This is a genomic window from Streptosporangium lutulentum, from assembly GCF_030811455.1.
In the GTDB taxonomy this organism is placed as follows: domain Bacteria; phylum Actinomycetota; class Actinomycetes; order Streptosporangiales; family Streptosporangiaceae; genus Streptosporangium; species Streptosporangium lutulentum.
Map to the genome: position 1 here is coordinate 6,006,471 of NZ_JAUSQU010000001.1, position 24,677 is coordinate 6,031,147.

The following is a 24,677-nucleotide window of genomic DNA, read 5'->3' on the forward strand; positions in this document are numbered from 1 at the left end:
TGCCGGCCGCAGGGCCCCGGGACCTAGTCTTCGGGGTATGCCTGGCCATACCCCGGCAGGGGGTCTGGACCGACGGAGGCACTCCGCGCAGACCGTACTGTCATAGGGTGCGTTCGCAGGCGGCATGGCAGGCGCTCACCCGGTGGAACCTGCTGGCCACACTCTGGCCCTGGCGTTCGATCATCTATCTGATGACGGGTGCCGTCATCGGCGCGGCCACGCTCCTGGTGGTCCTGGTGTTCCTGCTCTCCGGCGCGGTGCTGACGCTGGTCGTGGTGGGCATCCCGCTGCTGGTCGTGCTGGGACTCAGCGGCATCCCCGTCGCCGCGCTGGAACGGCGCCGCCTGTGGATCATCGACTCGGAGCCGATCGCCTCCCCGCACCGCGTGCCCGACCAGCCGGGGCTCGTCGCGTGGGCCCGGCTCCGCTTCACGGAGCCGGGCACCTGGCGGGAGCTGGCCTACACCGGTCTGCTGGTCACCGTGCTGTGGCCGATGGAGCTCCTGGCCGTGGTGTACGGAATCGCCGGGCCCCTGCTGGCCATGTACTCTCCCATCGCGATGGAGGAGACGGGCGAGGTCAAGCTGCTCAAGTTCTGGCTGATCGACGGCTATCCCGAGGCGTTCGCCGCGGCACTGCTGGGAGCCGTTCTGCTCGCCCTCTTCATCTATCCGCTGACGGCGCTCGCGGTGCTCCACGGCATCCTGGCCCGGTTGCTGCTCGGCTCGCGGGAGACCGACGAGGCCCGGCGGGTCATCGAGCTCACCCGGTCCAGGACCCGGCTGGTCGAGGCCTTCGAGGCCGAACGGCGGCGGATCGAGCGGGATCTGCACGACGGCGCCCAGCAGCGGCTGGTCTCGCTGACCATGACGCTCGGCCTGGCGAAGCTCACGCGCGGGGACGAGAGGACCGAACTCGTCGGCAGGGCGCACGAACAGGCGAAGCTCGCGCTGGCCGAGATCCGCGACCTGATCCGGGGGATCCACCCGCAGATCCTGACCGACCGGGGGCTGCCCGCGGCCGTGGCCGACGTCGCCGACCGCTCCCCCGTGCCCGTCGAGGTCTCCATGACGCTCCCGTCGCGGCTGCCCGAGGCGGTCGAGGCCACCGCCTACTTCGTGGTGTCCGAGGCGCTGGCGAACACGGCCAGGCACAGCGACGCCCGGCGGGCCTCGGTCACCGGGCGGATGGACGGCGACCGCCTCGTGGTGGAGATCGGCGACGACGGCGTGGGCGGCGCCGACGCCGCGGCCGGGACCGGACTGGCGGGACTGGCCGACCGCGTCTCGGTCGTGAACGGCAGACTGATGCTTTCCAGCCCGGTCGGTGGCCCGACCCTGCTCCGTGTGGAGATCCCTTGCGCGTCGATCGATCCCTCAAGATAGTCATCGCCGAGGACGGCGTGCTGTTGCGCGAAGGACTGGCCGGGCTGCTCACGCGGTTCGGGCATCAGGTGGTGGCCACGGTGGGCGACGCCGGGAAACTCGTGGAGGTGGTGCGCGAGCACGCCCCCGACGTCGTCGTCACCGACGTCCGGATGCCGCCGGGCTTCACCGACGAGGGGCTCCGGGCCGCGGTCGCCCTCCGTTCGGAGAATCCGCGCCTGCCCGTCCTCGTGCTGAGCCAGTACGTCGAGCAGACCTACGCGACCGAACTGCTGGACTCCGGTGACGGAACCGGGGTCGGTTACCTGCTCAAGGATCGGATCGGCGACGTGGAGGAGTTCGTCGACGCGCTGCTCAACGTGGTCGACGGCGGGACGGTCGTGGACCCCGAGGTGGTCAGGCAGTTGCTGCGCCGCCGCCGCGACCCGCTGGCACGGCTGTCCCCCCGGGAGCGGGAGGTCCTGGCGCTGATGGCCGAGGGCCGGTCCAACGCCGCCGTCGCCAGGGCGCTGGTGGTGTCGGAGGCCGCCGTGGGCAAGCACATCGGCAACATCCTGACCAAGCTCGACCTGCCCCCGGCCGAGGACGACCACCGGCGGGTGCTGGCCGTGGTCACCTACCTGCGGGGATAGCCCGGCCGCCGGGCTCCCCCGGCGATCGCCTCGACCCCGACGAGGTCGTCGGCGATCGCGTCGGGGATGTCGCGGTCGAAGCCGGAGAGCGAGCGCGTCCGCAGGGCGATGAGGGCCGTGCCGACGATGCCTACCGCGAAGAGGACGTACATGAAGCCGATCCCCCGTCCCGGTCCGGTGCCGACGAGCACTCCTGCGGTCGAGGCCAGCGTGCCGCCGTCGGCGAGCATCGGCTCCAGCAGCGCGCTGACCCCGGGGGCCACGAGACCGAACCCGATCGGCAGCGTGGACCACGAGATCACCGTGTTCAGCGCGAAGACCCGGCCGTGGAACCGCTGGGGGACCTTCACCTGGACGATCGTCGCGTAGATGCCGTTGAGCAGCGTCAGGCACAGGGCCATCCCGAACGCCCCGACGGTGATCACGACCAGGTCGGATCGCAGTCCGGTGACCGCGGAGCTCACTCCGAGCGCCAAGGTGCACAGCAGCACTCCGCGCATCCGCAGACGGCGCGGCCCGCCCCACAGGCTCATGATCAGGCCGCCGAGGAAACCGGCCGCCCCGGAGGCGAAGGCGACCCGTCCGGTGTCCTCCAGGGTCGCGAACGACAGCACCAGCGGGGTGACCATCAGGAACAGAGGTGAGAGGAAGACGTTCAGCCCGGCGAAGAAGAACAGCATCGCCCGGAAGCCGGGATTGCCCCAGGAGTAGCGGAAGCCCTCGGCGATCTCCGCGAGGAGCGTCTCCCTGCGCCGCCAGGCCATGGTGACGGGGAACCGTACGAGGAGCAGCGTGGCGATCGCGATGACGTAGCTGGCGACGTCGAACAGGACGATGCCCTCCAGCCCGATCGTGGCCATGAGGCCGACCGCGATCAGGGGGACCAGGAGCTGCGACGACGAGTTGACCATCTGGACGACGCCGTTGGCGTGACCGAGGAATCGTTTGGGCACCAGCTGCGCGACCGCCGACGCGTAGGCCAGCCGCTGGAAGGTCAGCGCCACCGACAGCATCACCAGCGGCAGGTAGACGTGCCAGACCTGGAGGTTTCCCGTCCACAGCAGCACCCCGAGGACGAGCTGGCTGCTCACCGCCCCGAGGTCTCCCGCCAGCATCACCTTGCGCCGGTCCATCCGGTCGACGAGCGCCCCCGCGAACGGCGCCACGAGCAGGCCCGGTACCAGGGCGAGCACGGCGAACAACGCGAAGCTCGCGACGGACCCGGTCGTCTGGTAGATCCAGATCGGCACCGCGAACTCGGTGAGGGCCGAGCCGATGATCGACACGAGCTGTCCGGCCGCCACGGCGGCGAACCGGCCCATCCCGGGTTCCGGCGCCGGGGACGCGGCGGGATCGTGCTGTCCGTGCCGGGACACCCCCGCCAGCCACCACGTCGCGCCTTCGCTCCGGGCGGGGATCTCCGGGGTCCACGAGGCGAGCGCGCGAGGAGTCTCGACGAGGATCCGCGCGAGTTCCGCCGCCCGGTACTTCAGGAAGAAGTGCCCGGCCTCGCGCATGACGACGAGCGCGGAGGTGTCCGCCAGGAAGTGCCACTCGCGGTAGCGCTCCTCGCGGAACTCCGTGGCCGGGTCGCGGTCGCCGGCCACGGTGATCAGCGGGGCGCGCAGCCGCGTCACGTCCGTGCCGAGGACGGCGGTGAAGTACTCCTCGGCGCGCTCCGCCTCCCTGCGCATGTTCCGCACGATCCGTACGGCGTGCTCGGGTTCGAGGTCGCTCAGGTCCACCCCCATGGAGGCGAGCCAGTTGCCGTAGGCGCGGTCGGAGGAGACGGCGGCGGCCCGTGCGAGCCGGGCCAGCCCGCGCATCACCCTGCCGGTGGGCTTGGAGAAGGGGAAGGCCGCGCCGATGAAGACGGCCTCCAGCTCGCGCCCGGCGGCCTCGACGCGGCGGGCTATCTCCACGGTGAGCGCCGATCCGACGCTGCTCTGCCCGTACAGGACCAGGGGACCGCGCACCCGCCGGAGGATCTCCTCGGTGCAGCGCTCGGCCAGTTCCTCGAAGGGCAGCGCCTCCTCCTCCAGTCCCAGGTCGTTGCCGGGGATCGCGAGCGCGAACAGCCGGCGGCCGGGCGGCAGCGCGTCGGCCAGCGGCCGGTACACCACCGCGCTGCCCCCGCCGTAGGGCACGCAGACGTAGGTGACGACCTCGGTGCCCGGCGGCCGGACGGGGGTGAGCTCATGCAGCAGCGGACGCGCCGTCGCGCCGTCGGGCCCGCCCTCGGGGCGCTCGACCAGCGCGGCGAGCCCCCGCACCGTGGGGTGCTGGAACAGGTCCATCAGGGACACGCCGCCGCCGAGTTCGCGGCGCATCCTGGCGATCGCCTTCGTCGCCGACAGCGAGTGCCCGCCGAGCTCGAAGAAGTCGTCCTCCGCCCCGATCCCGGCGATCCCGAGCACCTGTGACCAGATCCCGGCGATGACGTGCTCGACCGGTGTGACGGGGAGGGCCGCCGACTCGTCCCGTGCCATCCGGGGCGCGGGGAGCGCGCGGGTGTCGAGCTTGCCGTTGGGGGTCAGGGGCAGCCTGTCGAGCGGCACCACCGCCTTCGGCACCATGTACGCGGGGACGGCGGACGCCAGCCACTCGCGCAGCTCGCCGGCTCCATGGCCTTCGCCCTGCTCCCCCGGTTCGCCGGAGCCTCGGCGGTCGGTGTCTCTCACGACGTAGGCCACCAGGGACCCCGAGTCCACGACGACGACCGCCTGCGCCACACCGGGAGCCTCGACCAGGCGGGCCTCTATCTCACCGAGCTCGATCCGGTAGCCGCGCAGCTTCACCTGGCTGTCGAGGCGGCCGAGGAACTCCAGCTGGCCGTCCGGCCGCCAGCGGGCCCGGTCTCCGGTGCGGTAGAGGAGGCCCTCGCCGTACGGATCGGTCACGAACCGCTCGGCGGTGAGCTCCGGCCTGTTCAGGTAGCCGCGGGCCAGGCCCGCGCCCCCGATGTACAGCTCGCCGGGCACTCCCTCGGGGACCAGCCCTCTTCGCTCGTCGAGCACGTACACCGAGGTCTCCGCGATGGGCCGGCCGATGGGCGGGCGCTCGTCGGAGTCGCTGAGCTCCGCGCAGGTGGCGATGATCGTCGCCTCGGTGGGCCCGTAGGTGTTGACCAGCCGGACCCGCCCTCCGAAGCGCCGGTGCCAGGCCCGGACCGCCTGCGGTTGCGCCTGGTCGGCCCCCAGCACCGTCAGGCGCAGCCCCGGTGGCCAGGCGACGGCGTCGACGTCGGCGACCAGCTCGTGCCAGTACGGCGTGGGCAGGTCGAGCACGGTCAGCCGGGCGCCCTCGGCGCTCGCGAGGAAGTCCGGCAGGAACTCGCCCCCGCCGGGCAGCAGCGTGAGCGCCGCGCCCGACGCCAGGCACGGGTAGACCTCCTCCGCGTGGGTGTCGAAGCTGACCGAGGCGAACTGGAGCACCCGGTCGGCCGGGCCCAGACCGTACTCCTCGCGCATCCAGCCGACCCGGGCCGCCAGCGCCCGGTGCGTGACGACCACGCCCTTGGGCCTGCCCGTCGAGCCGGAGGTGTAGATGACGTACGCGGCCCGGTCCGGTGCGGGGGCGGGCAGTTCGGCGGAGCCGTCCCGCGGTCCCTCGCCGGGGTCGACCCGCCGGATCTCCGGCAGGCGCGCGCCCGTGGCGGCGGGGGCGATCAGGACGCCGGCCGCGCTGTCGGCGAGCATGTAGGCCAGCCGGTCGTCCGGGTAGGCGGGGTCGAGCGGCAGGTAGGCGGCGCCCGCCTTCCACACGGCGAGCAGCGCGACGATCAGCTCCGGCGAGCGGCCGAGGCAGACTCCGACGATCGACTCGGGCCCGGCGCCCGCCTCGCGCAGCGCCCGTGCGAGCCGGTCGGACCGTTCGTCCAGCTCGGCGTAGGTCAGCTCGGCGGCCCCGTGGCTCAGCGCCGTCGCCCCCGGAGCCGCCGCCGTCGCGGCGGCGATCAGCTCGGGTACGGTCTCCTGCCGAGGCTCGGGCGCGGTCTCCGGTTGAAGCTCGGGCGCGGTCTCCCGCTGAAACTCGGGCGCGGTCTCCGGCCGAGGCTCCGGCGCGGTCTCCGGCTGAAACTCGGGCGCGGTCTCCGGCCGAGGCTCCGGCGCGGTCTCCGGTTGAAGCTCCGGTGCGGTCTTTCGCCGAAACCGGCTGGGACCGGTGCTCCAGCCCAGGATCCGTTCCCGCTCGTCCTCGCCCATCAGGTCGATCTCGGACAGCCGGAGGTCCGGGTTGCCGGCCACCGCGCGGAGCAGCCGGACGAACCGGCCGGCCAGCGCCTCGATCGTGGACCGGTCGAACAGGTCGGTGCGGTATCCGAACCCGAGGGTCAGGCCGTCGGCGCCGCGCCACGCCTCCAGCGTCACCTCGAACTTGGCCGCCCGGTATCCGGTGTCGAACCCCTCGACCTCGATGTCCCGCATCGGGAGCACCCGGTCGGGGTCGTTCTGGCTGTGCAGGATGAGCATGGTCTGGAAGAGGGCGGAGCGGCTGAGGTCGCGTTCGACCCCGAGGTCGGTCATCACCCTCTCGAACGGGATCTCCTGGTGGCCGAAGGCGTCCACCGCGGTGGATCGGGTACGGCCCAGCAGTTCCCTGAAGGTCGGGTCCCCCGACAGGTCGCCGCGGAGCACGAGGGTGTTGAGGAAGTACCCGATCAGCGGTTCGAGCTCGACGTGGGGCCGCCCGCCGATGGGCGAGCCGACGCAGATGTCCCGCTGTCCCGTGTGGCGCATGAGCAGCGTCTGGTAGGCGGCGAGCAGCGCCATGAACAGCGTGCCGCCCTCCGCGACCGCGAGCCGTTCCAGGCCCGCGGTCACCTCGGCGTCCACACCGCCGGTCAGGATGTCGCCCTCGGAGGTGTGCACGGCGGGCCGCGGCCGGTCGGTGGGCAGCTCCAGAACCGGGGCGCCGTCGAGCTGCTCTCGCCAGTAGTCCAGCGAGCGTCGCGCGCCCTCTCCCCGAAGCTCGCCGCGCTGCCAGATCGCGTAGTCCCCGTACTGGACGGGCAACGGCCCGAGCGGCGACGGCTCACCGGCGAGGAAGGCGCCGTAGAGAACCGCGAGTTCGCGCAGGAGCAGGTTGACGGAGATCCCGTCGGCGATGATGTGGTGGCACACCACGCTCAGCACGTGGTCGTCGTCGCCGAGGCGGAGCAGCGTGATCCGCAGCGGTGGTCCGGCCGTCAGGTCGAAGGGCGTGGAGACGCGCTCGGCGATCACGGCCGGGGCCTCGTCCTCGGGCACGTCCAGGCACTCGAACGGCGCGGGCCCCGGCTCCTCGACGACCTGGACGGGCGCCGTGCCCTCGCCGCCCTCGCCGCCCTCGCCGTCCTCGGTGAGGAAGCGGGTACGCAGCGTCTCGTGCCTGGCCACGATCTCGTCGAACGCCCGGCGCAGGACCGCGACGTCCAGCGGGCCGCGCCACCGCTGGGCCAGGGACATGGCGAACGAGGTGTCCCCGGGGTCGAGCTGGTCGAGGAACCAGATCCGTTCCTGCCCCGAGGAGAGGGGGACGCTCCCCGTCTCCGGGGGGCGCGGGGAGATCGCCGGCGGGGCGGCGGCCGCTCCGCGGCGCAGGCGCTGGGCCAGCAGCGCCTTCCTGTCGGGCGACAGCGTGGTCATGACGCTCCCCCGTCGAGCAGTCGGGTGACCTCTTCGTCGGTCAGCTCGGACAGTTCCTCCATGAGAAGCTCCTCCACCGCGACCGCGAGGTCGGCCACCGTACGGTTCCTGAAGATCTCCCGGATGGGGACGTCGATCCCGACGGCCACGCGCAGGTGCGCGCCGACCCGTACGGCGAGCAGCGAGTGGCCGCCCAGCGCGAAGAAGTCGTCGAACGCCCCGACCCTTTCGACTCCCAGCGCCTCCTGCCAGACCTTCGCGACCAGAGCCTCGGCGTCGGTCCTGACCGCCACGAACGGCCGGTCCTCGTCGAAGCCCGGCGCGGGAAGGGCCCTGCGGTCGATCTTCCCGCCCGAGGTCGCCGGCAGTTCGTCCAGCACCACCCAGACCTCGGGCACCATGTACGGCGGAAGCTCCCCGGCCAGGTGACGCCGGAGGTCCGCCGGGTCGGCGGAACCCGCGACGTAGGCGACGAGCCTGTCGTCGCGGGCGGTGACGGCCGCCTGCCGCACGCCTGGGTGGGCGAGCAGGCGTCCCTCGATCTCGGCGGGTTCGATCCTGAACCCGCGGACCTTCATCTGGTCGTCGAGGCGGCCCAGGAACTCCAGTTGCCCGTCCGCGCGCCAGCGGACCAGGTCACCGGTCCGGTAGAGCCGCCCCGCCTCGGGGTCGGACACAAAACGCTCGGCGGTCAGGTCCGGGTGCCCGAGGTAGCCGCGGGCGAGTCCGGCTCCGCCGAGGAGCAGCTCTCCCGGCGCTCCGGGGGGCGCGTGGTGGCCGTGACCGTCGAGGACGATCGCCCGCACGCCGCCGATCGGTCGGCCGATCGGCGGGCGGCCCTCGGTGTCGGCGGGACCGAGGTCCGCCGCGGTGGCGATGATCGTGGCCTCGGTGGGGCCGTAGGTGTTCACGAGTCGCACCCGGTCACCGAAGCGCTCCCGCCAGCGGGCCACGGCGCTCGCGTGCGCCTGCTCGCCGCCGAGGATGACCAGCCGCAACCGCTCGGGCCAGGCCACGTCGTCCATCTGGTCGACCAGCCGGTGCCAGTAGGCCGTCGGGAGGTCCAGCACCGTCACCTCCCGTCCCCGTGGCCCGGCGAGGATCTCGGGCAGGGTGACCGCGCCGTCGGGCAGGAGTTCCAGGGTCGCTCCCGCGGCGAGGGCGGGGTAGATCTCCTCGGCGTGCGCGTCGAAGCTGAGCGAGGCGAACTGGACCACGCGGTCCCCCGGGCCCAGGCCGTAGACCTCTTTCATCCAGGCCACCCGGGCGGCCAGAGCCCCGTGTTCCACCACCACGCCCTTGGGCAGGCCGGTGGAGCCGGAGGTGTAGATCACATACGCGGCGTCGGCGTGACGCGGCCCTCCGGACGTCGTCCCCGGCCTCTCCCCGTCCGGCTCACCGAGGCCGGCCGGCTCTTCCCGCCCGGTCCGCACTTCGGGTCCGCCCGGGCCGTCGAGCCCGTCCAGGTGCGGCGTCGGGACCTCTCCCCGCGGCAGGTCGTCGAGGTGCCGTCCGGTCACCGTCAGGGCGGCGCCGCTGTCGGCGAGGAGCAGCCGGGCCCGTTCCTCCGGGAGTTCGGGGTCGACGGGCAGGTAGGCGCCGCCGGCCCGCCACACCGCCAGCAGCGCCACCACCGCGTCGATCGACCGGTCCACGCGGACCGCGACGACCGTTTCCCGTCCGACGCCCCGCCCGCGAAGCGCGGCCGAGAGCGAGGCGACGCGACGTTCCAGGCCCGCGTAGGTCAGCGTCTCGTCGCCGCAGCTCAACGCGGTGGCGTCGGCGTGAGCGGCGGTCGCCTCGCCGATCGCCCCCGGCACCAGGAGATCGGCGGGATGACGGACCGCCGCCCCCGTCGTGAGATGGCCGCCGTTCACCCCACCGGTCGCCGCCGGGGCGAGGAAGCCGCCGGGATACTCCGTCACCGCTTCGAGGACGCGCAGCAGGGCGTCGTCGTCGGCCGTACGGACCGGCAACGCGGAGAGGGCGCGGTGCGGATCGGCCGCGATCGCGCGGCACAGGACGGCGAACCGGTCGGCGAGGCGGGCGGCGGTGGCCGCGTCGAACAGCTCGGCGTCGTAGCCGAGCACGAGGGAGAGCCCGTCGGCGTCCCTCCAGGCCTCCAGCATGAGGTCGAACTTGGCCTGGCGGTATCCGGCGTCGAAGAACTCCAGTGCCAGGTCGGCGAAGGTGTCTCGGCTGCCGCCCTCTCCGTCCTGGCTGTGCAGGATGGCCATGGTCTGAAAGAGCGGGGTGCGGCTCAGGTCGCGCTCCACCTCCAGCTCGGCCAGCAGTTTCTCGAACGGCACGTCCTGGTGCGCCATCGCCTCCAGAACAGTCGTCCGCGTTCTGCCGAGGAGGTCGGCGAAGGACGGGTCTCCCGACAGATCGCCTCGCAGGACGAGCGTGTTCGCGAGGTAGCCGACGACCGGTTCGAGCTCGACGCGCTCTCGCCCCGCGAAGGGCGAGCCGACCATGATGTCGTCCTGCCCGCTGTGACGCGACAGGAGCACCTGGTAGGCGGCGAGCACCACCATGAACAGGGTCGCCCCGCGCTCCTGTCCCACCCTCTCCAGCCCCACGGCGAGATCGGCCGGCAGCCGGAAGGCGTGGAACCCTCCCCTGTGAGCCGGAACCCGCGGGCGTGCGTGATCGAGCGGCAGCTCCAGCACGGGCGGATCGGCCAGCCGCTCACGCCAGTGTTCGAGCGCCGCCCCGTTGTCCTGGCCCCGCTGCCAGAACGCGACATCCGCATACCCGATCTCAAGCTCCGCGAGCTCCGGGGCGATCCCGTCACGGTGAGCCGCGTAAAGGCCGGTCAGGTCGTCTCCGAGAATGTTGAGCGACCAGCCGTCACCCGCGATGTGGTGCAGCACGACGCACAGCACGTGGTCGTCCTCGGCCAGGCGTATCAGGCTGACGCGCAGTGGAGGCGCCCCGGTGAGATCGAAGGGGGCGTTGGTCCGCTCGGCGACGAGCCGCCGGGCCGCCTCCACTCGCGCGTCGGGCCCTTCCCCGGCGCGGCCCTGTCCCGCGTGCTCCTCCCTCGGGAACCCCTCGTGCTCCTGCCCGGCGAGGTCGACGTGCTCGATCACCGGCCCGCCCCGGGGCTCGGCGACCGCGACCGGCCTGCCCTCCACGTCGGGATAGCGGGTCCGCAGGGTCTCATGCCGCACCACCAGGTCCCGGAAGGCACGGCTCAACGCCTCGGTGTCGAGCGCGCCGCGCAGCCGCCACACGCTGAACATGTTGTAGGCCGCGTCCTCGGGGTCGAACCGGTGCAGGAACCAGAGCCGCTCCTGCGCGGGTGAGAGCGGCGGCGGCGCGCCCTCCGGCCGCCGGCGGATCGGGGCGCTGCGGGCGTAGCCGGACCTACGGTCCTCCACGGCGGCGCCGAGAGCGGCCGCGAACCCGGAGACGGTGGGCCGGGTGAAAAGCTCCCTGACGGGGATCTCGACGCCGAGCAGCGCGGCGGCCCTCGCCGTGACCTTGACCGCGAGCAGCGAATGACCGCCCAGGACGAAGAAGTCATCGTCGGCGCAGAGCTCCTCCAGCCCCAGCACCTCGGCGAAGATCTCCGCCACCCGCCGCTCCATCGGGCTCTCCGGCAGCCGCCCCCGGCCCGCCGACGGCCGGTCGGGCGCGGGAAGCGCCTTGCGATCGAGCTTGCCGTTCGGGGTCAAGGGCAGCGCGGCGAGCGGCACCACCACGGCGGGCACCATGATCGCGGGCAGGGCGCGCGCCACATGTTCGCGGAGATCCGCGGGATCTCCGACGACGTAGGCCACCAGGGTGTCGTCGAAGACCGCGGCGACCGCGCGGGTGACCGCGGGGTGGGTCTCCAGCACGGCCTCGATCTCGCCCAGCTCGATGCGGTGCCCCCGCAGCTTCACCTGGCCGTCGGCCCGGCCGAGAAACTCCAGCCGCCCGTCGGGCAGCCACCTCACCTGGTCACCCGTCCGGTACAGGCGTGACCCCGGGGGACCGAACGGATCGGCCGGGAAGCGCTCCGCGGTCAGGCCCGGACGGTTCAGATACCCCCGGGCCAGTCCGGTGCCCGCGATGAACAGCTCCCCCACCACCCCGACGGGGACCGGGTCGAACCTCTCGTCCAGCACGTAGACCCGGGTGTTGGCCAGCGGCCCGCCGATCGTCACGACCCCCGGCTCCGCGGGCACCCGCTCGCAGGTCGACCAGATCGTCGTCTCGGTGGGGCCGTAGACGTTCCACATCGCCCGCACGCGGCTCCGCAACGCGCGGGCGAGGGCGGGCGGCAACGCCTCGCCGCCGGTGAGCGCGGTCACCGGCCGCCGGTCGAATCCCGCGTCGAGCAGCGCCCACCAGCCCGAGGGCGTCGCCTGGACGTGCGTCACCTCGTACGCCGAGACGAGTCTCACCAGCGCGTGCGCGTCCGCGGCCTCGGTGCCGCCCGCGATGAGCACCCGCCCTCCGGTGACCAGGGGAAGGAAGAGTTCCAACGCCGAGATGTCGAACGACAGGGACGTGAGCGCCAGCCAGAGGTGGCCCGGCCCGGCGTCCAGCAGGTCCCTCATCGCCAGCAGCAGGTTGACCACGGCGCGGTGCTCGATCGCGACGCCCTTGGGACGGCCCGTCGAACCGGAGGTGTAGATCACGTACGCGAGGTCGTCCGGCGTCGCGAGCGGCGCCGGCGCGACGTCGGACTCGCCGGCGAACGCCTGCGGGTCCTCGATGAGGAGGACCGGAACCGCGTTGTCCGGAAGCCGTCCTCGCAGGCGTTCCTCGGTCAGCAGCAGTTCCGCGCCCGAATCCCGCAGGACGAAGGAGAGCCGCTCCGCGGGATAGTCCGGGTCGAGGGGCAGGTACGCGCCCCCCGCCCTCATCACGGCCAGCAACCCCACCAGCGTCTCCAGCGAGCGGGAGGCGCACAGGGCCACGAGGACGCCGGGCCGTACCCCCTCCCGCCGAAGGCGGTTGGCCAGCCGGTTGACCGCCGCCTCCAGCTCGGCGTAGGTCAGGCTCCGCCCCTCGCACGTCGCCGCGACCGCCCCGGCCTCACCCGAGACCAGGTCGTGGAGTGTCACCTCCGGACGGTGCGCGGCGGTGTCGTTCCAGTCGTGAAGGACCCGCTCACGTTCCGCGTCCGGCGACAGGGCGAGCTCGGACAGCCGGAGCCCTGCGTCGGCGACGACCCGGCGCAGCATGACCTCCAGGTGCTCCGCCATACGCTCGGCCGTGGCGTGATCGAACAGGGCCGTGTCGTAGATCAGGAAGACGTCGAGACCGTCCGCCTGCCGCCCGAACTCCAGCGACAGGTCGAACATCGCCGGCCGTATGCCCAGATCGAGGAACTCCGCGGTGACGCCGGGCAGGGTCAGGGTGGTGCCGCGGTAGTCGTGAAGGACGAGCTGCGCCTGGAAGAGCGGGGTGCGGCTGAGGTCTCTCGGGACGTTGAGCTCGCTCACCAGGCGGTCGAAGGGGAGGCTGCCGTTGGCGTACGCCTTCAGGGCCGCGGTGCGGACGCGGATGAGCATCTCCTGGAAGGTCGGATCGCCCGACAGGTCCCCGCGGATCACGAGCGTGTTGAGGAAGAGCCCGATGAGCGACTCCAGCTCGTCCCTGTCCCGCCCGGCGACCGGCGTTCCGACGCAGATGTCCTTCTGACCGGAGTAGCGCGACAGCAGGACCAGGTAGACGGTCAGCAGCACCATGAAGGGGGTGCAGCGCGTGCGCCGGGCGAGCTCGTCGATCCCGTCGGTCAGCGACCCGGGAAGCCGGAGCGTGGCGCAGCCGCCGACGCTGCTCCTGATCGGGGGACGCGGCCGGTCCGTCGGGAGTTCGAGCGTCGGCGGATCGGCCAGTCGCCGCCGCCAGTATTCGAGCTGCTTGCCGGCCTGGCCGCCGAGACGTCCGAGCCGCTCGCCGGTCAGGCCCTCGATCTGCTCCCTCTGCCACAGCGCGAAGTCGGCGTACTGGATCGGCGGCGGCGCCAGCGGCGACCGGCCGCCGCCCAGGAACGCCTCGTACAGCGAGGCCAGCTCGTGCAGGAACACCCCCACCGACCAGCCGTCCACGGCGATGTGGTGGAACACGGCGTACAGCACGTGCTCCCGCCCGGACAGGCGCAGCAGCCCCGTCCGGAGCGGCGGTTCGCCCGCCAGGTCGAACCGCCGCTCGATCCGTTCCCCGACGAACCGAAGCACCTCCGCCTCGCGCCCGGCCTCGGGGAGATCCGTCAGGTCCCGGGTCTCGAAGTTCAGCCGGGCCGCGTCCCGGTCCGGCTCGTCGACGACCTGGACCGGAGCTCCGCCCCTGTCCGGGAATCGGGTCCGCAGTATCTCGTGCCGGGCCACGATCTCCGCGAGTGCCCGTTCCAGCGCCCCGGCGTCGAGCGTTCCCCGGAGTCGCTCGGCGATGAAGATGTTGTGGGCCTCAGCGCTGCCGGTCCGTTCGAGCCGGTCGAGGAACCACATGCGCTCCTGGCCGAACGAGAGCGGCAGCTCGCGGGTCCCGCCGGGCCTGGGGATGATGTCGCGTCGCGTGGGCGTCTCCGTCATCGGGGCTCCGAGATCCCGGAGCCCGCCGCGACGGGCTCTCCGAATGCCGGATTGTCAGAGAAGGGGAGCCGCGGAACCGTCCTCATGACAAATTCCCCGCAGACAGGCCGCGCCCCCGAAAGGCGATCCATCATAATCACGACGAGATGATGACAGATGTCTATATATACCCACAAGCAGTAAAAATTCATGACTGATATATCAATGACCACAATGGACCGTTCCCAGCATCTCAGGGGTGACGGACGACCCCACGCCTGCCGCTGACATCATGTGGTCTGCCACTTGTTGCCGGCGCACGGGCCGCGAAGGCCCGGCCCGAGAGGTTGACCGCGCCGCCCCGGAGAGTGTCTGATCACTATCGGCCGACGAGCTCACGACCCGTGAAATTCCACCGGAATTCCCGTTGACTCCCTGAAATATCACCGGGCCCGAAGGTCGGCCGTGGCGGTTTCTCCCTCCTTTCACCATTTCGAATTCCGACCACGGGGGAGAATGTCGATATTCGAAGGCGAGACTTCTTATGGCCGGATCCGAATGGTCACCGAGTTCACCGGTGGTGCGGAGCGGAAGGCTCACCTGGGCCCAGCAGGAGTGGGTCCACTGGATTCCCACCGACACCGACACCTCCTTCGAGGACAACATCTGCGCCGTGATACCGGGACGCGACGTACCCGTCGATCACGTCGTCACGGCGGTGCGGGACGTCCTCCTCCGGCACGAGGGGCTGCGCTCGCTGATCCACCGCGCCGGCCAGGAGGGCAGCCGCCAGTACGTCTGCCCGGTCGACGAGCGGCTGGGCGACGTGATCCAGGTGACGGACGAGGACGTCGCGGGCCGTCGGCGGTTCGACACGCCCTGGCGGCGCACGTGCTTCCGGATCGGCGACGAGTGGCCCGTCAAGGTCGTTCTGTACGCGCCGGGCGGGCGCGCCCGCCGGATCGACGTCGTCGTCGACCACGTCGCGATCGATCCGTGGGGGATGCGGGTGCTGTGCGACGACCTGAACAACGCGATCAGGTCGCGGGTGGCGGGCCGCGAGCCGTTCGGCGCCGTGGCCGCCGAGCAGCCGATCGACGTCGCGCTGTCGGAGACCTCCCCTGCCGGGCTGGTCTACCAGCGACGGGCCCTGAGCTACTGGGAACAGCGGCTGCGCGGGTTCAGGAAGGCGCTCGACGGCCACACGCGCGCCGTTCCCCCCGCCCGGTCCCGGCCCTCCTCCGAGCAGGGGTCGTTCCGCTCCTGCTGGCTGATCTCCCGCCGCGCGGGGCAGGCGGCCGGGACGATAGCGCGGGCGTCGAGGGTGTCCCCCTCCGCCGCCTTCCTCCTCGCCTTCGGCACCGCGGTCTGCGCGGTGGAGCGGTCGCCGCGGGCCGGCCTGTTCGCCATCTCCGCGAACAGGTTCTCCGCCGGGGCGAACCGCTCGGTGCGGAAGGCGACCATGACGATGCCGGTGCTCGTTCCCGAGCTGGCGAGCCGGTCCCCCGCGGACTCCTACCGCCGGGCCCTCGCCGACTGCGCCGTCCAGCAGCTGTCCGGCCACCGCTTCGCCAACGCCGACCCGTACGCCACCGAGCGGATGTGCGAGGAGATCCTTGAGGATCTCTACAAGACCGGGGTGGCCTATCCGCGGTTCAGCTACATGGACGACTCGGTCACGAACGACTTCAACCCGGTGTGGCCGGCGGAGAAGGACGGGTTCCCCGCCGGCGGTGCCGCGGGCGACAGGACCGTCACCTTCGCCCCGCCCCGGCCCCTGGGCGCGAGATACATGCTGACGGTGCTCCATCGCCGCGCGGGCGCCGTCCTCAGCCTCCAGTGGGGTGAGGAGACCGGCTGGGGGGAGACGGCCGAGAGCATGCTCCTGCACATCGAGGATCTGATGGTCTGGGCGGCTTCGGGGTACACCCTGGACACGCCGGTGTTCGGCCGTCCGGGGACGATCGCGTAGTGCGGGTACCGGAGAGAACCGAACCGGGAGATGGTCACATGGAAGATCAAGCGCGTCGCCGGGCGGTCCGCGACCGGCATCTCGACTGGGACGGCTGCCACAACGTCCGCGACCTGGGCGGCATGCGCGCCGCCGACGGCCGCGAGACCCGCTGGGGCGCCGTCGTCCGTTCCGACACTCCCCACCGCCTCACCCCGGCAGGCTGGGCGGCGCTCGCCGACTACGGCATCCGTACGGTCGTCGACCTGCGCAACGACGGCGAGCACCTTTCCGCGGTGGACCGCCGCCCGGCGGGGTTCACCACCGTGCGCGTGCCGCTGGACGACCGCGCCGACACCGGGTTCTGGAACGGACTGGGCGAGGGCGTGTACGGCACACCCCTGTACTACCGGCCGTTCCTGGAGCGGAAGGCGGAGCGCTGCGCCGCGGCCGTCTCCGCGATCGCCCGGGCCGAGCCCGGCGGCGTCCTCCTGCACTGCGTCGCGGGTCGCGACCGCACCGGGCTCGTCACCCTGCTGCTGCTCGCGCTCGCGGGCGTCTCCCCCGGCGACATCGCCGCCGACTACGAGCTGAGCACCGTCCGCCTGCGACCGCTCTACGCCAAGCTGGGCGAGCCCGACGAGGCCCCGCGTATCCAGGCGCTGCTCGACCGGGCGAACACCTCCGCCCGCGAGATCATCCTCTCCACGGTGGAGTCGCTCGACGCCGAGGCCTACCTCCGCGCGGGCGGCGTCAGCGACGCCGAGCTGACCTCCGTACGCGCCCGGATCCTCGGACCCGCGGACTGAGCCACCCGCTCGGGCTCCCGCCGGCCCCTGCGCCCACCGGCAGGGGACCCCTGCGGGACGGCCACCGGCTCGGCCGGTCCGTGGCCGTCTCCCTCACGCGCCCCCGCCGCACCGCCGTGGCGGCCCTTCACGCGTCCACGGTCGTCAGGGCGTCGTTCACGGCCTCGTCGTACACCGTCAGCAACCGGTCGACGGCCTGTTCCCAGCCGAAACGGGAGGCGTGGGCGAGCGCGCCCTCCTGGAGCCTCCGCAGGTGCCGCGGCGCCGAGACGAGGTCCCCGAGCGCACGCGCGTACCGGGCCGGGTCGTGCCCGTCCACGAGCACCCCGGAGATCCCGTCCCGCACCGCCGTACGCAGGCCGCCGACGGCCGCGGCCACCACGGGCGTGCCGCACGCCTGAGCCTCCACCGCCACGAGACCGAACGTCTCCGCGTGGGAGGGCACCACGACCGCGGTCGCCGCCCGGTACCAGTCGGCGAGTTCCGGCTGGGGGCAGGGCGGCTCCAGCCGGACCCGACCGGCGATCCCCAGTTCGGCGGCGAGCTTGCCCAGGTGATCCGGGTCGGTCAGCCCGGCCCCGCTGGGCCCGCCGACGATCGCCACGACGAGCCGCCGGGCGAGGCCGGGATCGTGCCGGATCATCCGGGCGGCGGCGCGCAGCAGCACGTCCGGCGCCTTCAGCGGCTGGACCCGCCCGGCGAACAGCAGGACGACGGCGTCCACGGGCAGGCCCAGTCCGTGCCGTGCCCGTGCCTGCGAACCGGGACGGAAGAGGGACAGGTCGACCCCGGGATTGACGGTCCGCACCCTGGCCGGATCGGCCCCGTAGAGCGTGATCAGCTGGTTCGCCTCCTGCACGGTGTTGGCGACGAGCCGGTCGGCCGCGGCCACCACCTCGGTCTCCCCCGCGATACGGCCGGCGGGTTCGGGCTCCTCGCCCGGCACCAGCGCCGCGTTCTTGACCGCGCCGAGCGAATGCATGGACTGCACGAGCGGGACGTCCCATCGCTTTTTGGCGGACGCGCCCACCTTCCCCGCCAGCCAGTGGTGGGCGTGGATGAGGTCGTAGCCGCCTCGCTCGCGGGCGGCCCCGGTGCGCAGCATCTCGGAGGTGAACCGCGCGAGGGTGCCCGGCAGCTCGTTCTTGCCGAGCTCCCTCGGGGGTCCGGCGGCCACATGCCGGACCAGCACGCCGGGGACGAGCTCGGCCAGCGGGGGCATGTCGGGAGAGACCGCGCGGGTGAAGATCTCCATCTCGACGTCCAACGCGGCCATCCGCCGGGCGACCTCGACGATGTAGACGTTGAGTCCTCCGGCGTCGCCCCCACCCGGCTGGGCGAATGGAGAAGTAAGGACGCTGACGGTCGCGATCCTCCGGGGAAGGCGTCGCGGCATGGGCATTCACCTCCGCTTGAACACTCGTCCGGCGGCGTGTCGTCGCCCGCCCGGGGCTGGGGATCTTCAGGTGACGGAATCCCGGCGCCTGTACGGAGTTCACGAGCGGAACGGCGTGAGCCGTGTCCGCCCTCACCTCCGCGAGGGACCGCGAGCCAGGTCCGCGTTCACCCCCGCGAGGGACTGTGAGCCCATCTCCCGCTCTCACTCCCGCAGGGGACCACGCCGCTGCCACGACCGGAGGAGGAGGCTGACGAGGTACGGCAGCCGCGCGTGGTGAACTCGCCGTACTTCCGATGCGGAATCCAACGAAGCGCCCCCGGCCCCGCCCGTGGATCGGCCGTAGCCGCGGCCCGTCAGGACTCGCCGGCCGCGAACTGCTAGTGATCAGACACTCTGGGAGACGGCGACGTCAACCACTTGATCCGGCCCTTCGGGCCCGGCGCGGTGGCAACAATCGGCCATCACCATGGTGCCTGCGGCCTGGGGTGCGGTTATGGCGACGATCGTCGGACGCGGGGCCGGAGCGCGCCGGACGGCGACGCGGGCGGGACGGGCGCGAGAAGACGGGGAAGACGGTTCATCACAACTATCTAGCAATGTTGTGCAATTTTCTGGCACACTCTGGCAAGAAGAGCTGCAAGGGGGTGAAGGCTTGCGGGTGGGTTGTCGGATGTACAGGTTTCGTCTCTGGAGGCGCGGCTACGGCTTCGCCTGCCACGCGAGCCGGTCATCTCCAGGCGGGCCCCGGCCGCACCGGTGGCCGCATCCGCCGAACGCTGCCTGGAACCAGGCGCCCCTCCGCCGGGCGCGCTCAAGGCCGGGGCCGTACATCCCTCTCGACCTCGATCCTCCGTCCGGACGGCCCGCCCTCACGCCGGGCGACCTCACGACGCGAGCCGATCGGAAAATACTCACTCCACGTGGAACCTGCAGGTCGTCTCTCCCGACCGGCTCCGCCGGAAAGCCGTGGGAGAACGATTGTCTGTCGCATGTTCGGTGAACGACGGGGATAGAGATGTACCTCTCTCATTTGCAGCCTGAACATCCACGCGCACTCAACGAAGACGTGGCCTCGGTGTACTTCGAGGCGCTTCACAAGGGCCATATCGGAACGGCCTACGACGTCGCCGAAGAACTCGACCTGGATCCCTGCTTCGTCAAGGACGCCATAGACCAGCTGACCCGACTTCATCTGCTCCGCCCCGATCCCGGCCATCTCTCGAACCTGGTACCGGTGAATCCGGAGATAGCGGCGGCCTCGCTGATATCTCCGATGGAGACGGAGATCCATCACCGCCGCGATCTGATCACCGGAATCCGCACGCAGATGCATTCCCTCATGCACGGCTACGACGAGGCCCAGCGCAGCAAGAAACCGCCGAACTCCATAGAGCCGCTGCCCGACGAGGCGGCTGTGCGCGGATCGCTGCATCTGGCCGCGGAGGCGTGCCACCGCGAAGTGCTGAGCATCGAGCCCAGCACCCCCTCCTGGAACGCGTCACCGGACGCCGCCCTGGCACGCAACCTGGCCATGCTGGAGCGGGGCGTGAGCCTGCGAATGCTCTACCAGCACAGTGCCCGCGCCGACCTTCCCACCAGGGGACACATCAAGAAGCTCGTCGCCGCCGGCGCCAGCGTCCGCACGACGCCCCAGCTTCCGAACCACCTCGTGATCTTCGATGGCGAGATCGCGTTCATGTCCAACCCGGGCGGGTCGGGATCGGCGTCGAGCGCCGTCGCCGCCCGCGACCTCGCCGTCGTCGGATTTCTCGGCGAGATCTTCGAGCACCTGTGGAATTCGGCGACGCCCTACTCCGCCTCCGACATGGGCTATCAGGGGGCCACCGATGAGATCCACCATGCCATCGTCAACCTGCTGGCCGAAGGTTTCACCGACGAGGCCGTCGCCCGCAGGCTTGGGATGTCCGTGCGCACGTGCCGCCGCCACATCGGCGTGCTGCTCCAGAACCTCAGCGCGGTGAGCCGGTTCCAGGCCGGGATCCGGGCCGCCACGACCGGATACGTCGACGCCAGATGAATTCCCCGCGTCACCCGGGACGTGTGCACCCGGCACGGCCGCCTGCGGAAAGGCGACGGCGGCCACCTGCCGGGAAGCGAGAACCGCGATGACGGCCGGAAGAAAAGAGAGACCAACCATGCCGCGTGACCGGCGCATTCTCTTCGTACACGCTCATCCCGACGACGAGTCGATCGGCACCGGTGCGACGATGGCGAAGTACGCGGCCGAAGGCGCCCACGTCTGCCTGGTCACCTGCACCCTCGGCGAGGAGGGCGACGTGGTCCCCGCCGGTCTCCGGCACCTCGCCTCCGCCCGCGAGAACCGGCTGGGCCCCCACCGCGAGGGCGAGCTGTCACGGGCATGCGCCGCCCTCGGCGTGAAGGACCATCGCCTCCTCGGCGGGGCCGGACGCTGGCGCGACTCCGGCATGATGGGCACGCCCACCAACGACGACCCCACGTGCTTCTTCCGGGCCGATCTCGACGAGGCCGCGGCCGAGCTGGTCGGCATCGTCAGGGAGGTGCGGCCCCAGGTCGTCGTTACCTACGACGACAACGGCTACTACGGCCATCCCGACCACATCCAGGCCCACCGGGTGGCGTGGCGGGCGTTCGAGAAGGCCGCCGACCCTTCCTTCGGCACGGGCGAACCGTGGCGGCCCTCCCGGTTCTACGTCACCGCGATGCCGATGTCCGAGCTGAAACGGGCGGTGGGCACGGGGCCGTTCGACCGCGTGAGGTCCGCCGAGGACTTCGGTTTCGGGATCCCCGACGAGCAGGTGACCACGAGGATCGACGCGACCGGATACCTGGAGGCCAAGCTCGCTGCGCTGCGCGCGCACCACACGCAGCTCAGCGTGGACGGCCCGTTCTTCGCGCTGTCCGACAACGTGGGACAGCCCGCGCTGGGCACGGAGTACTACACGCTGCTCGCGGGCATGCCCGGCCCCCTCGGCCGGGACGGCCACGAGACCGACCTCTTCGGCTAGACCGCACGGGCCCTGGAGCGGTCCCGTACCGCCCCCGGCCCGCTTTCGGCCCGAGCCCCGCGCGGGACCGCTGAGAAACGGGTCCGTGAGACGTGGAGCGGTCCGTACATGGCCGGATCCCCTCGCCGGGCCCGGCCGGGTCGGGCCGGGTCGGGCCGGCGCGGTCCGATCTCCTCGCCGGGCGAGGTCAGGTCGAGCCGCCGAGGTCAGATCGACTCGCCGGGTTCGGCCGGGTCGAGCTGGCGCGGCTGGGCCTGCGCGGCCACCCTCGGGTAGTGCAGGTCGAAGGCGGGTCGCTCGGAGCGGATGGTCGGCAGGAAGTCGAAGTTGTGCCGGGGCGGCGGGCAGGAGGTGGCCCACTCCAGCGAGTTGCCGAACCCCCACGGGTCGTCCACCGTCACCCGCGGGGCGTGGCGCGCGGTGCGCCAGATGTTGTACAGGAACGGCAGCGTGGAGGCGCCGAGCAGGAACGCGCCCGCCGAGGAGATCATGTTGAGCTCGGTGAAGCCGTCGAGCGGGCTGTAGTCGGCGTAGCGGCGCGGCATGCCCTTGGCTCCGAGCAGATGGTGGATCAGGAAGGTGGTGTGGAAGCCGACGAACAGCGTCCAGAAGTGCACCTTGCCCAGGCGGTCGTTCAGCATCTTGCCGGTCATCTTCGGCCACCAGAAGTAGAAGCCCGCGAACATCGCGAACACCACGGTGCCGAAGACCACGTAGTGGAAGTGGGCCACCACGAAGTAGGAGTCGGTCACGTGGAAGTCCAGTGGCGGCGAGGCCAGGATGACACCGGTCAGACCGCCGAACAGGAAGGTCACCAGGAACCCGATGGCGAACATCATCGGTGTCTGGAAGGACAGGTGTCCCCGCCACATGGTGCCGGTCCAGTTGAAGAACTTCACCCCGGTCGGGATCGCTATCAGGAAGCTCATGAAGGAGAAGAACGGCAGCAGCACCCGCCCGGTGGCGAACATGTGGTGCGCCCACACGGTCATCGACAGGCCCGAGATCGCGATGGTCGCGCCGACCAGGCCGACGTAGCCGAAGATCGGCTTGCGGCTGAAGACGGGGATCACCTCGGTGATGATCCCGAAGAACGGCAGCGCGATGACGTAGACCTCGGGGTGGCCGAAGAACCAGAACAGGTGCTGCCAGAGCAGCGGCCCCCCGCTCTGCGGTTCGAAGACGCGCGCGCCGAACCTGCGGTCGGCCTCCAGCACGAGCAGCGCGGCGGCGAGCACCGGGAAGGCCATCAATACCAGGACACCGGTCAGCAGCACGTTCCAGGTGAAGATCGGCATGCGGAACATAGTCATGCCGGGCGCGCGCATGCAGATGATCGTGGTGATGAAGTTGACCGAGCCCAGGATCGTGCCGAGCCCGGACATCACCAGGCCCACGCACCACAGGTCACCGCCGACCTGCGGGGAGAAGGTCCCGGTGGACAACGGGGCGTATCCCGTCCAGCCGAAGTCGGCGGCGCCGCCGTTGGTCGCGAATCCGGTGAGGGCGGTGAGACCGCCGAACAGGAACAGCCAGTAGCTGACCATGTTGAGCCGGGGAAACGCCACGTCGGGCGCGCCGATCTGCAGCGGCATGACCACATTGGCGAATCCGGCGAACAGCGGCGTGGCGAACAGCAGCAGCATGAGCGTGCCGTGCATGGTGAACAACTCGTTGTACTGCGACTGGGTGACAAACTGCATCCCGGGCTGCGCGAGCTCCGCCCGGATGATCATGGCCATGAGCCCGGCGATCATGAAGAACCCGAACGCCGTGATCAGGTAGAGGTATCCGATCACCTTGTGGTCGGTGCTCGACAACCATGACGCCAGGATCTGGCCCTTGCCACTCGTGCGCGGCGCCAGCGGGGAGGTCAGCGGCTCGTCGCGAGACTGTTCGAATGTCGTCATGGCGCCTCGCTCATGAGCGGCGTCCCGACGAGAACGGCTCCGGCGCCCCTACGGCGAACCGGCTCGCGGAGAACCGGCCTCCGGTGAATCACCTTCCGATACGACGGAGAACACGTCACACCCCGACCGGGCGCCGACGCCAAGCCGGCGAGCCGAACGCTCCGACTCACTCGCCTACGTACATTGTGGGATGGATTCACTGTGGCCTCCAACCATGGGAAAACAGCCACGTCGTCGCGCTTTTACTGACGAACAGTGCGGTACCCCGTTGTCGTCGCCCATTAACTCGGCCATTTCAGTGCAAATCATTTATGGCACATCGTTGAATCAGATCCGTAAATCGATACCGGCGCTTGACGCCGCCATTCAACGCGCCTTTCCTGCCGCGGTTCAACGCGCCTTTCCCACCGGCGTCGCTCGACGCCGCCTCACGGTGGCGCGCCCGCCCGGTCATCCGAGGCCCGAAACCTCCCGTGCCGGCGCGTGACCTTCCCGAGCACGGCACCGCCGGCCCACCCGGCTACCGGGAATCGCCGCCCGCGGGCCGTACGGGCAGCGGGTGCGTCTCTCCTCGACCGATGTAGTGCACGCGGTCGGACAGGCCGGCGCGCTCGACTTCGCGCCGGAAGTCCCCCAACGGCGAGGTGAACGCCTCGTAGTCGTCGTAGTGCACCGGCATCGCGCGCCGGGGCCGGACGAGGGAGATCCACTCGGCTCCCTGCCTGCCGTCCATCGTCACCATCAGCAGGCCCAGGAGTTTGGTACCGCCCAGGTGGACGATGCCCAGGTCGATGTCGGGAAACCGCTCGGGGATCTCGGCCAGGCAGCCGTCCATCAGCGTGTCACCGGATATGCACAGCCGCAGGTCGGTGTGACCGCCGTCGCGGCCGAACTCCAGCATGCTGCCCATCACCGGGGGCAGCAGCGCCCGCGCCCGCCTCGGCGCGTGGCGACCGGGCAGGGACGTGATCCGCAGCGTGTGGCCGCCCCGCTCGATCGACCGATCCTCCCAGGTGTCCAGCCCCACGGCCTCGCCGAACCCCTGGGCCCAGAGCCGTCGCGCCGCCTGGACCGTGGTCATGATCGGCAGCGCCTTGTCCAGGCCGCGGCGCGCCACCCGGTCCCAGTGGTCGCCGTGCATGTGCGACAGCACCACCAGGTCGAGGGGCGGGAGCCGGTCGATCTCGATCGCCGGATCGGTCCGGCGCCGGCTGCTCAGGCCGTAGCCGAGATAGGCCCGCTGGCCGCGATGGAGGAAGTTGGGATCGGTGAGCAGCGTGAACCCGTGATAGCGGATCAGCATGGTGGCGTTGCCGATGAAGAACACACCGGACCCGTTGAGATCAACCATCATGGGCCTCCATCCGGTACGGCGCCGCCGCCCGACGATCCCGACCGCCTCCTGGCTCTCCTCTCTCTTCAGGGTTTCACACCGAAGGCG

General features: G+C 71.4%; 11 protein-coding genes. 6 read left to right on the top strand and 5 right to left on the bottom strand.

Annotated features, from left to right (window positions below):
- Positions 1-107 precede the first annotated feature (107 nt).
- Positions 108-1,385, top strand: coding sequence for a sensor histidine kinase (locus J2853_RS26730; protein WP_307562598.1), 1,278 nt, complete (start codon positions 108-110; stop codon positions 1,383-1,385).
- On the top strand, positions 1,358-2,017 hold the full coding sequence (locus J2853_RS26735) for a response regulator transcription factor (RefSeq protein WP_307562600.1): 660 nt from the start codon (positions 1,358-1,360) through the stop codon (positions 2,015-2,017). Before J2853_RS26730 ends, J2853_RS26735 begins: the two co-directional genes overlap by 28 nt.
- Here J2853_RS26735 and J2853_RS26740 read toward each other — a convergent pair.
- Complete coding sequence (locus J2853_RS26740) at positions 2,002-7,644, bottom strand: non-ribosomal peptide synthetase (protein ID WP_307562602.1); 5,643 nt, start codon at positions 7,642-7,644, stop codon at positions 2,002-2,004. The two genes, J2853_RS26735 and J2853_RS26740, sit on opposite strands and share 16 nt — an antisense overlap.
- Positions 7,641-14,180, bottom strand: a complete 6,540-nt coding sequence (locus J2853_RS26745; protein ID WP_307562604.1) for a non-ribosomal peptide synthetase — start codon at positions 14,178-14,180, stop codon at positions 7,641-7,643. Before J2853_RS26745 ends, J2853_RS26740 begins: the two co-directional genes overlap by 4 nt.
- A gap of 523 nt (positions 14,181-14,703) precedes the next feature.
- Here J2853_RS26745 and J2853_RS26750 point away from each other — a divergent pair.
- Together J2853_RS26750 and J2853_RS26755 are read left to right on the top strand one after the other, a co-directional pair.
- Positions 14,704-16,131, top strand: coding sequence for a condensation domain-containing protein (locus J2853_RS26750; protein ID WP_307562606.1), 1,428 nt, complete (start codon positions 14,704-14,706; stop codon positions 16,129-16,131).
- A gap of 38 nt (positions 16,132-16,169) precedes the next feature.
- Complete coding sequence (locus J2853_RS26755; protein ID WP_307562608.1) at positions 16,170-16,919, top strand: tyrosine-protein phosphatase; 750 nt, start codon at positions 16,170-16,172, stop codon at positions 16,917-16,919.
- A 127-nt stretch (positions 16,920-17,046) separates the two neighbouring features.
- Here the strand turns inward: J2853_RS26755 and mshA are convergent, their stop codons facing one another.
- Complete coding sequence (mshA, locus tag J2853_RS26760) at positions 17,047-18,321, bottom strand: D-inositol-3-phosphate glycosyltransferase (protein WP_370879341.1); 1,275 nt, start codon at positions 18,319-18,321, stop codon at positions 17,047-17,049.
- Positions 18,322-19,348: 1,027 nt separating this feature from the next.
- Here mshA and J2853_RS26765 point away from each other — a divergent pair.
- Together J2853_RS26765 and mshB are read left to right on the top strand one after the other, a co-directional pair.
- Positions 19,349-20,356, top strand: a complete 1,008-nt coding sequence (locus J2853_RS26765; protein ID WP_307562612.1) for a helix-turn-helix domain-containing protein — start codon at positions 19,349-19,351, stop codon at positions 20,354-20,356.
- A 118-nt stretch (positions 20,357-20,474) separates the two neighbouring features.
- Positions 20,475-21,326, top strand: coding sequence for an N-acetyl-1-D-myo-inositol-2-amino-2-deoxy-alpha-D-glucopyranoside deacetylase (gene mshB, locus J2853_RS26770; RefSeq protein ID WP_307562614.1), 852 nt, complete (start codon positions 20,475-20,477; stop codon positions 21,324-21,326).
- A 206-nt stretch (positions 21,327-21,532) separates the two neighbouring features.
- Here the strand turns inward: mshB and ctaD are convergent, their stop codons facing one another.
- Positions 21,533-23,236: an aa3-type cytochrome oxidase subunit I gene (gene ctaD, locus J2853_RS26775; RefSeq protein ID WP_307562615.1), complete on the bottom strand. Its 1,704-nt coding sequence runs from the start codon at positions 23,234-23,236 to the stop codon at positions 21,533-21,535.
- 520 nt (positions 23,237-23,756) lie between these two features.
- Positions 23,757-24,590: an MBL fold metallo-hydrolase gene (locus tag J2853_RS26780; protein WP_307562619.1), complete on the bottom strand. Its 834-nt coding sequence runs from the start codon at positions 24,588-24,590 to the stop codon at positions 23,757-23,759.
- Between the last annotated feature and the right edge of the window lie 87 nt (positions 24,591-24,677).

Excerpts from the sequence above, each read along its gene's own strand:
- mshB (WP_307562614.1), top strand. The coding sequence starts at position 20,475 with ATGCCGCGTGACCGGCGCATTCTCTTCGTACACGCTCATCCCGACGAC.
- J2853_RS26750 (WP_307562606.1), top strand. The coding sequence starts at position 14,704 with ATGGCCGGATCCGAATGGTCACCGAGTTCACCGGTGGTGCGGAGCGGA.
- mshA (WP_370879341.1), bottom strand. The coding sequence starts at position 18,321 with ATGCCCATGCCGCGACGCCTTCCCCGGAGGATCGCGACCGTCAGCGTC.
- J2853_RS26745 (WP_307562604.1), bottom strand. The coding sequence starts at position 14,180 with ATGACGGAGACGCCCACGCGACGCGACATCATCCCCAGGCCCGGCGGG.
- J2853_RS26740 (WP_307562602.1), bottom strand. The coding sequence starts at position 7,644 with ATGACCACGCTGTCGCCCGACAGGAAGGCGCTGCTGGCCCAGCGCCTG.
- J2853_RS26755 (WP_307562608.1), top strand. The coding sequence starts at position 16,170 with ATGGAAGATCAAGCGCGTCGCCGGGCGGTCCGCGACCGGCATCTCGAC.
- ctaD (WP_307562615.1), bottom strand. The coding sequence starts at position 23,236 with ATGACGACATTCGAACAGTCTCGCGACGAGCCGCTGACCTCCCCGCTG.
- J2853_RS26780 (WP_307562619.1), bottom strand. The coding sequence starts at position 24,590 with ATGATGGTTGATCTCAACGGGTCCGGTGTGTTCTTCATCGGCAACGCC.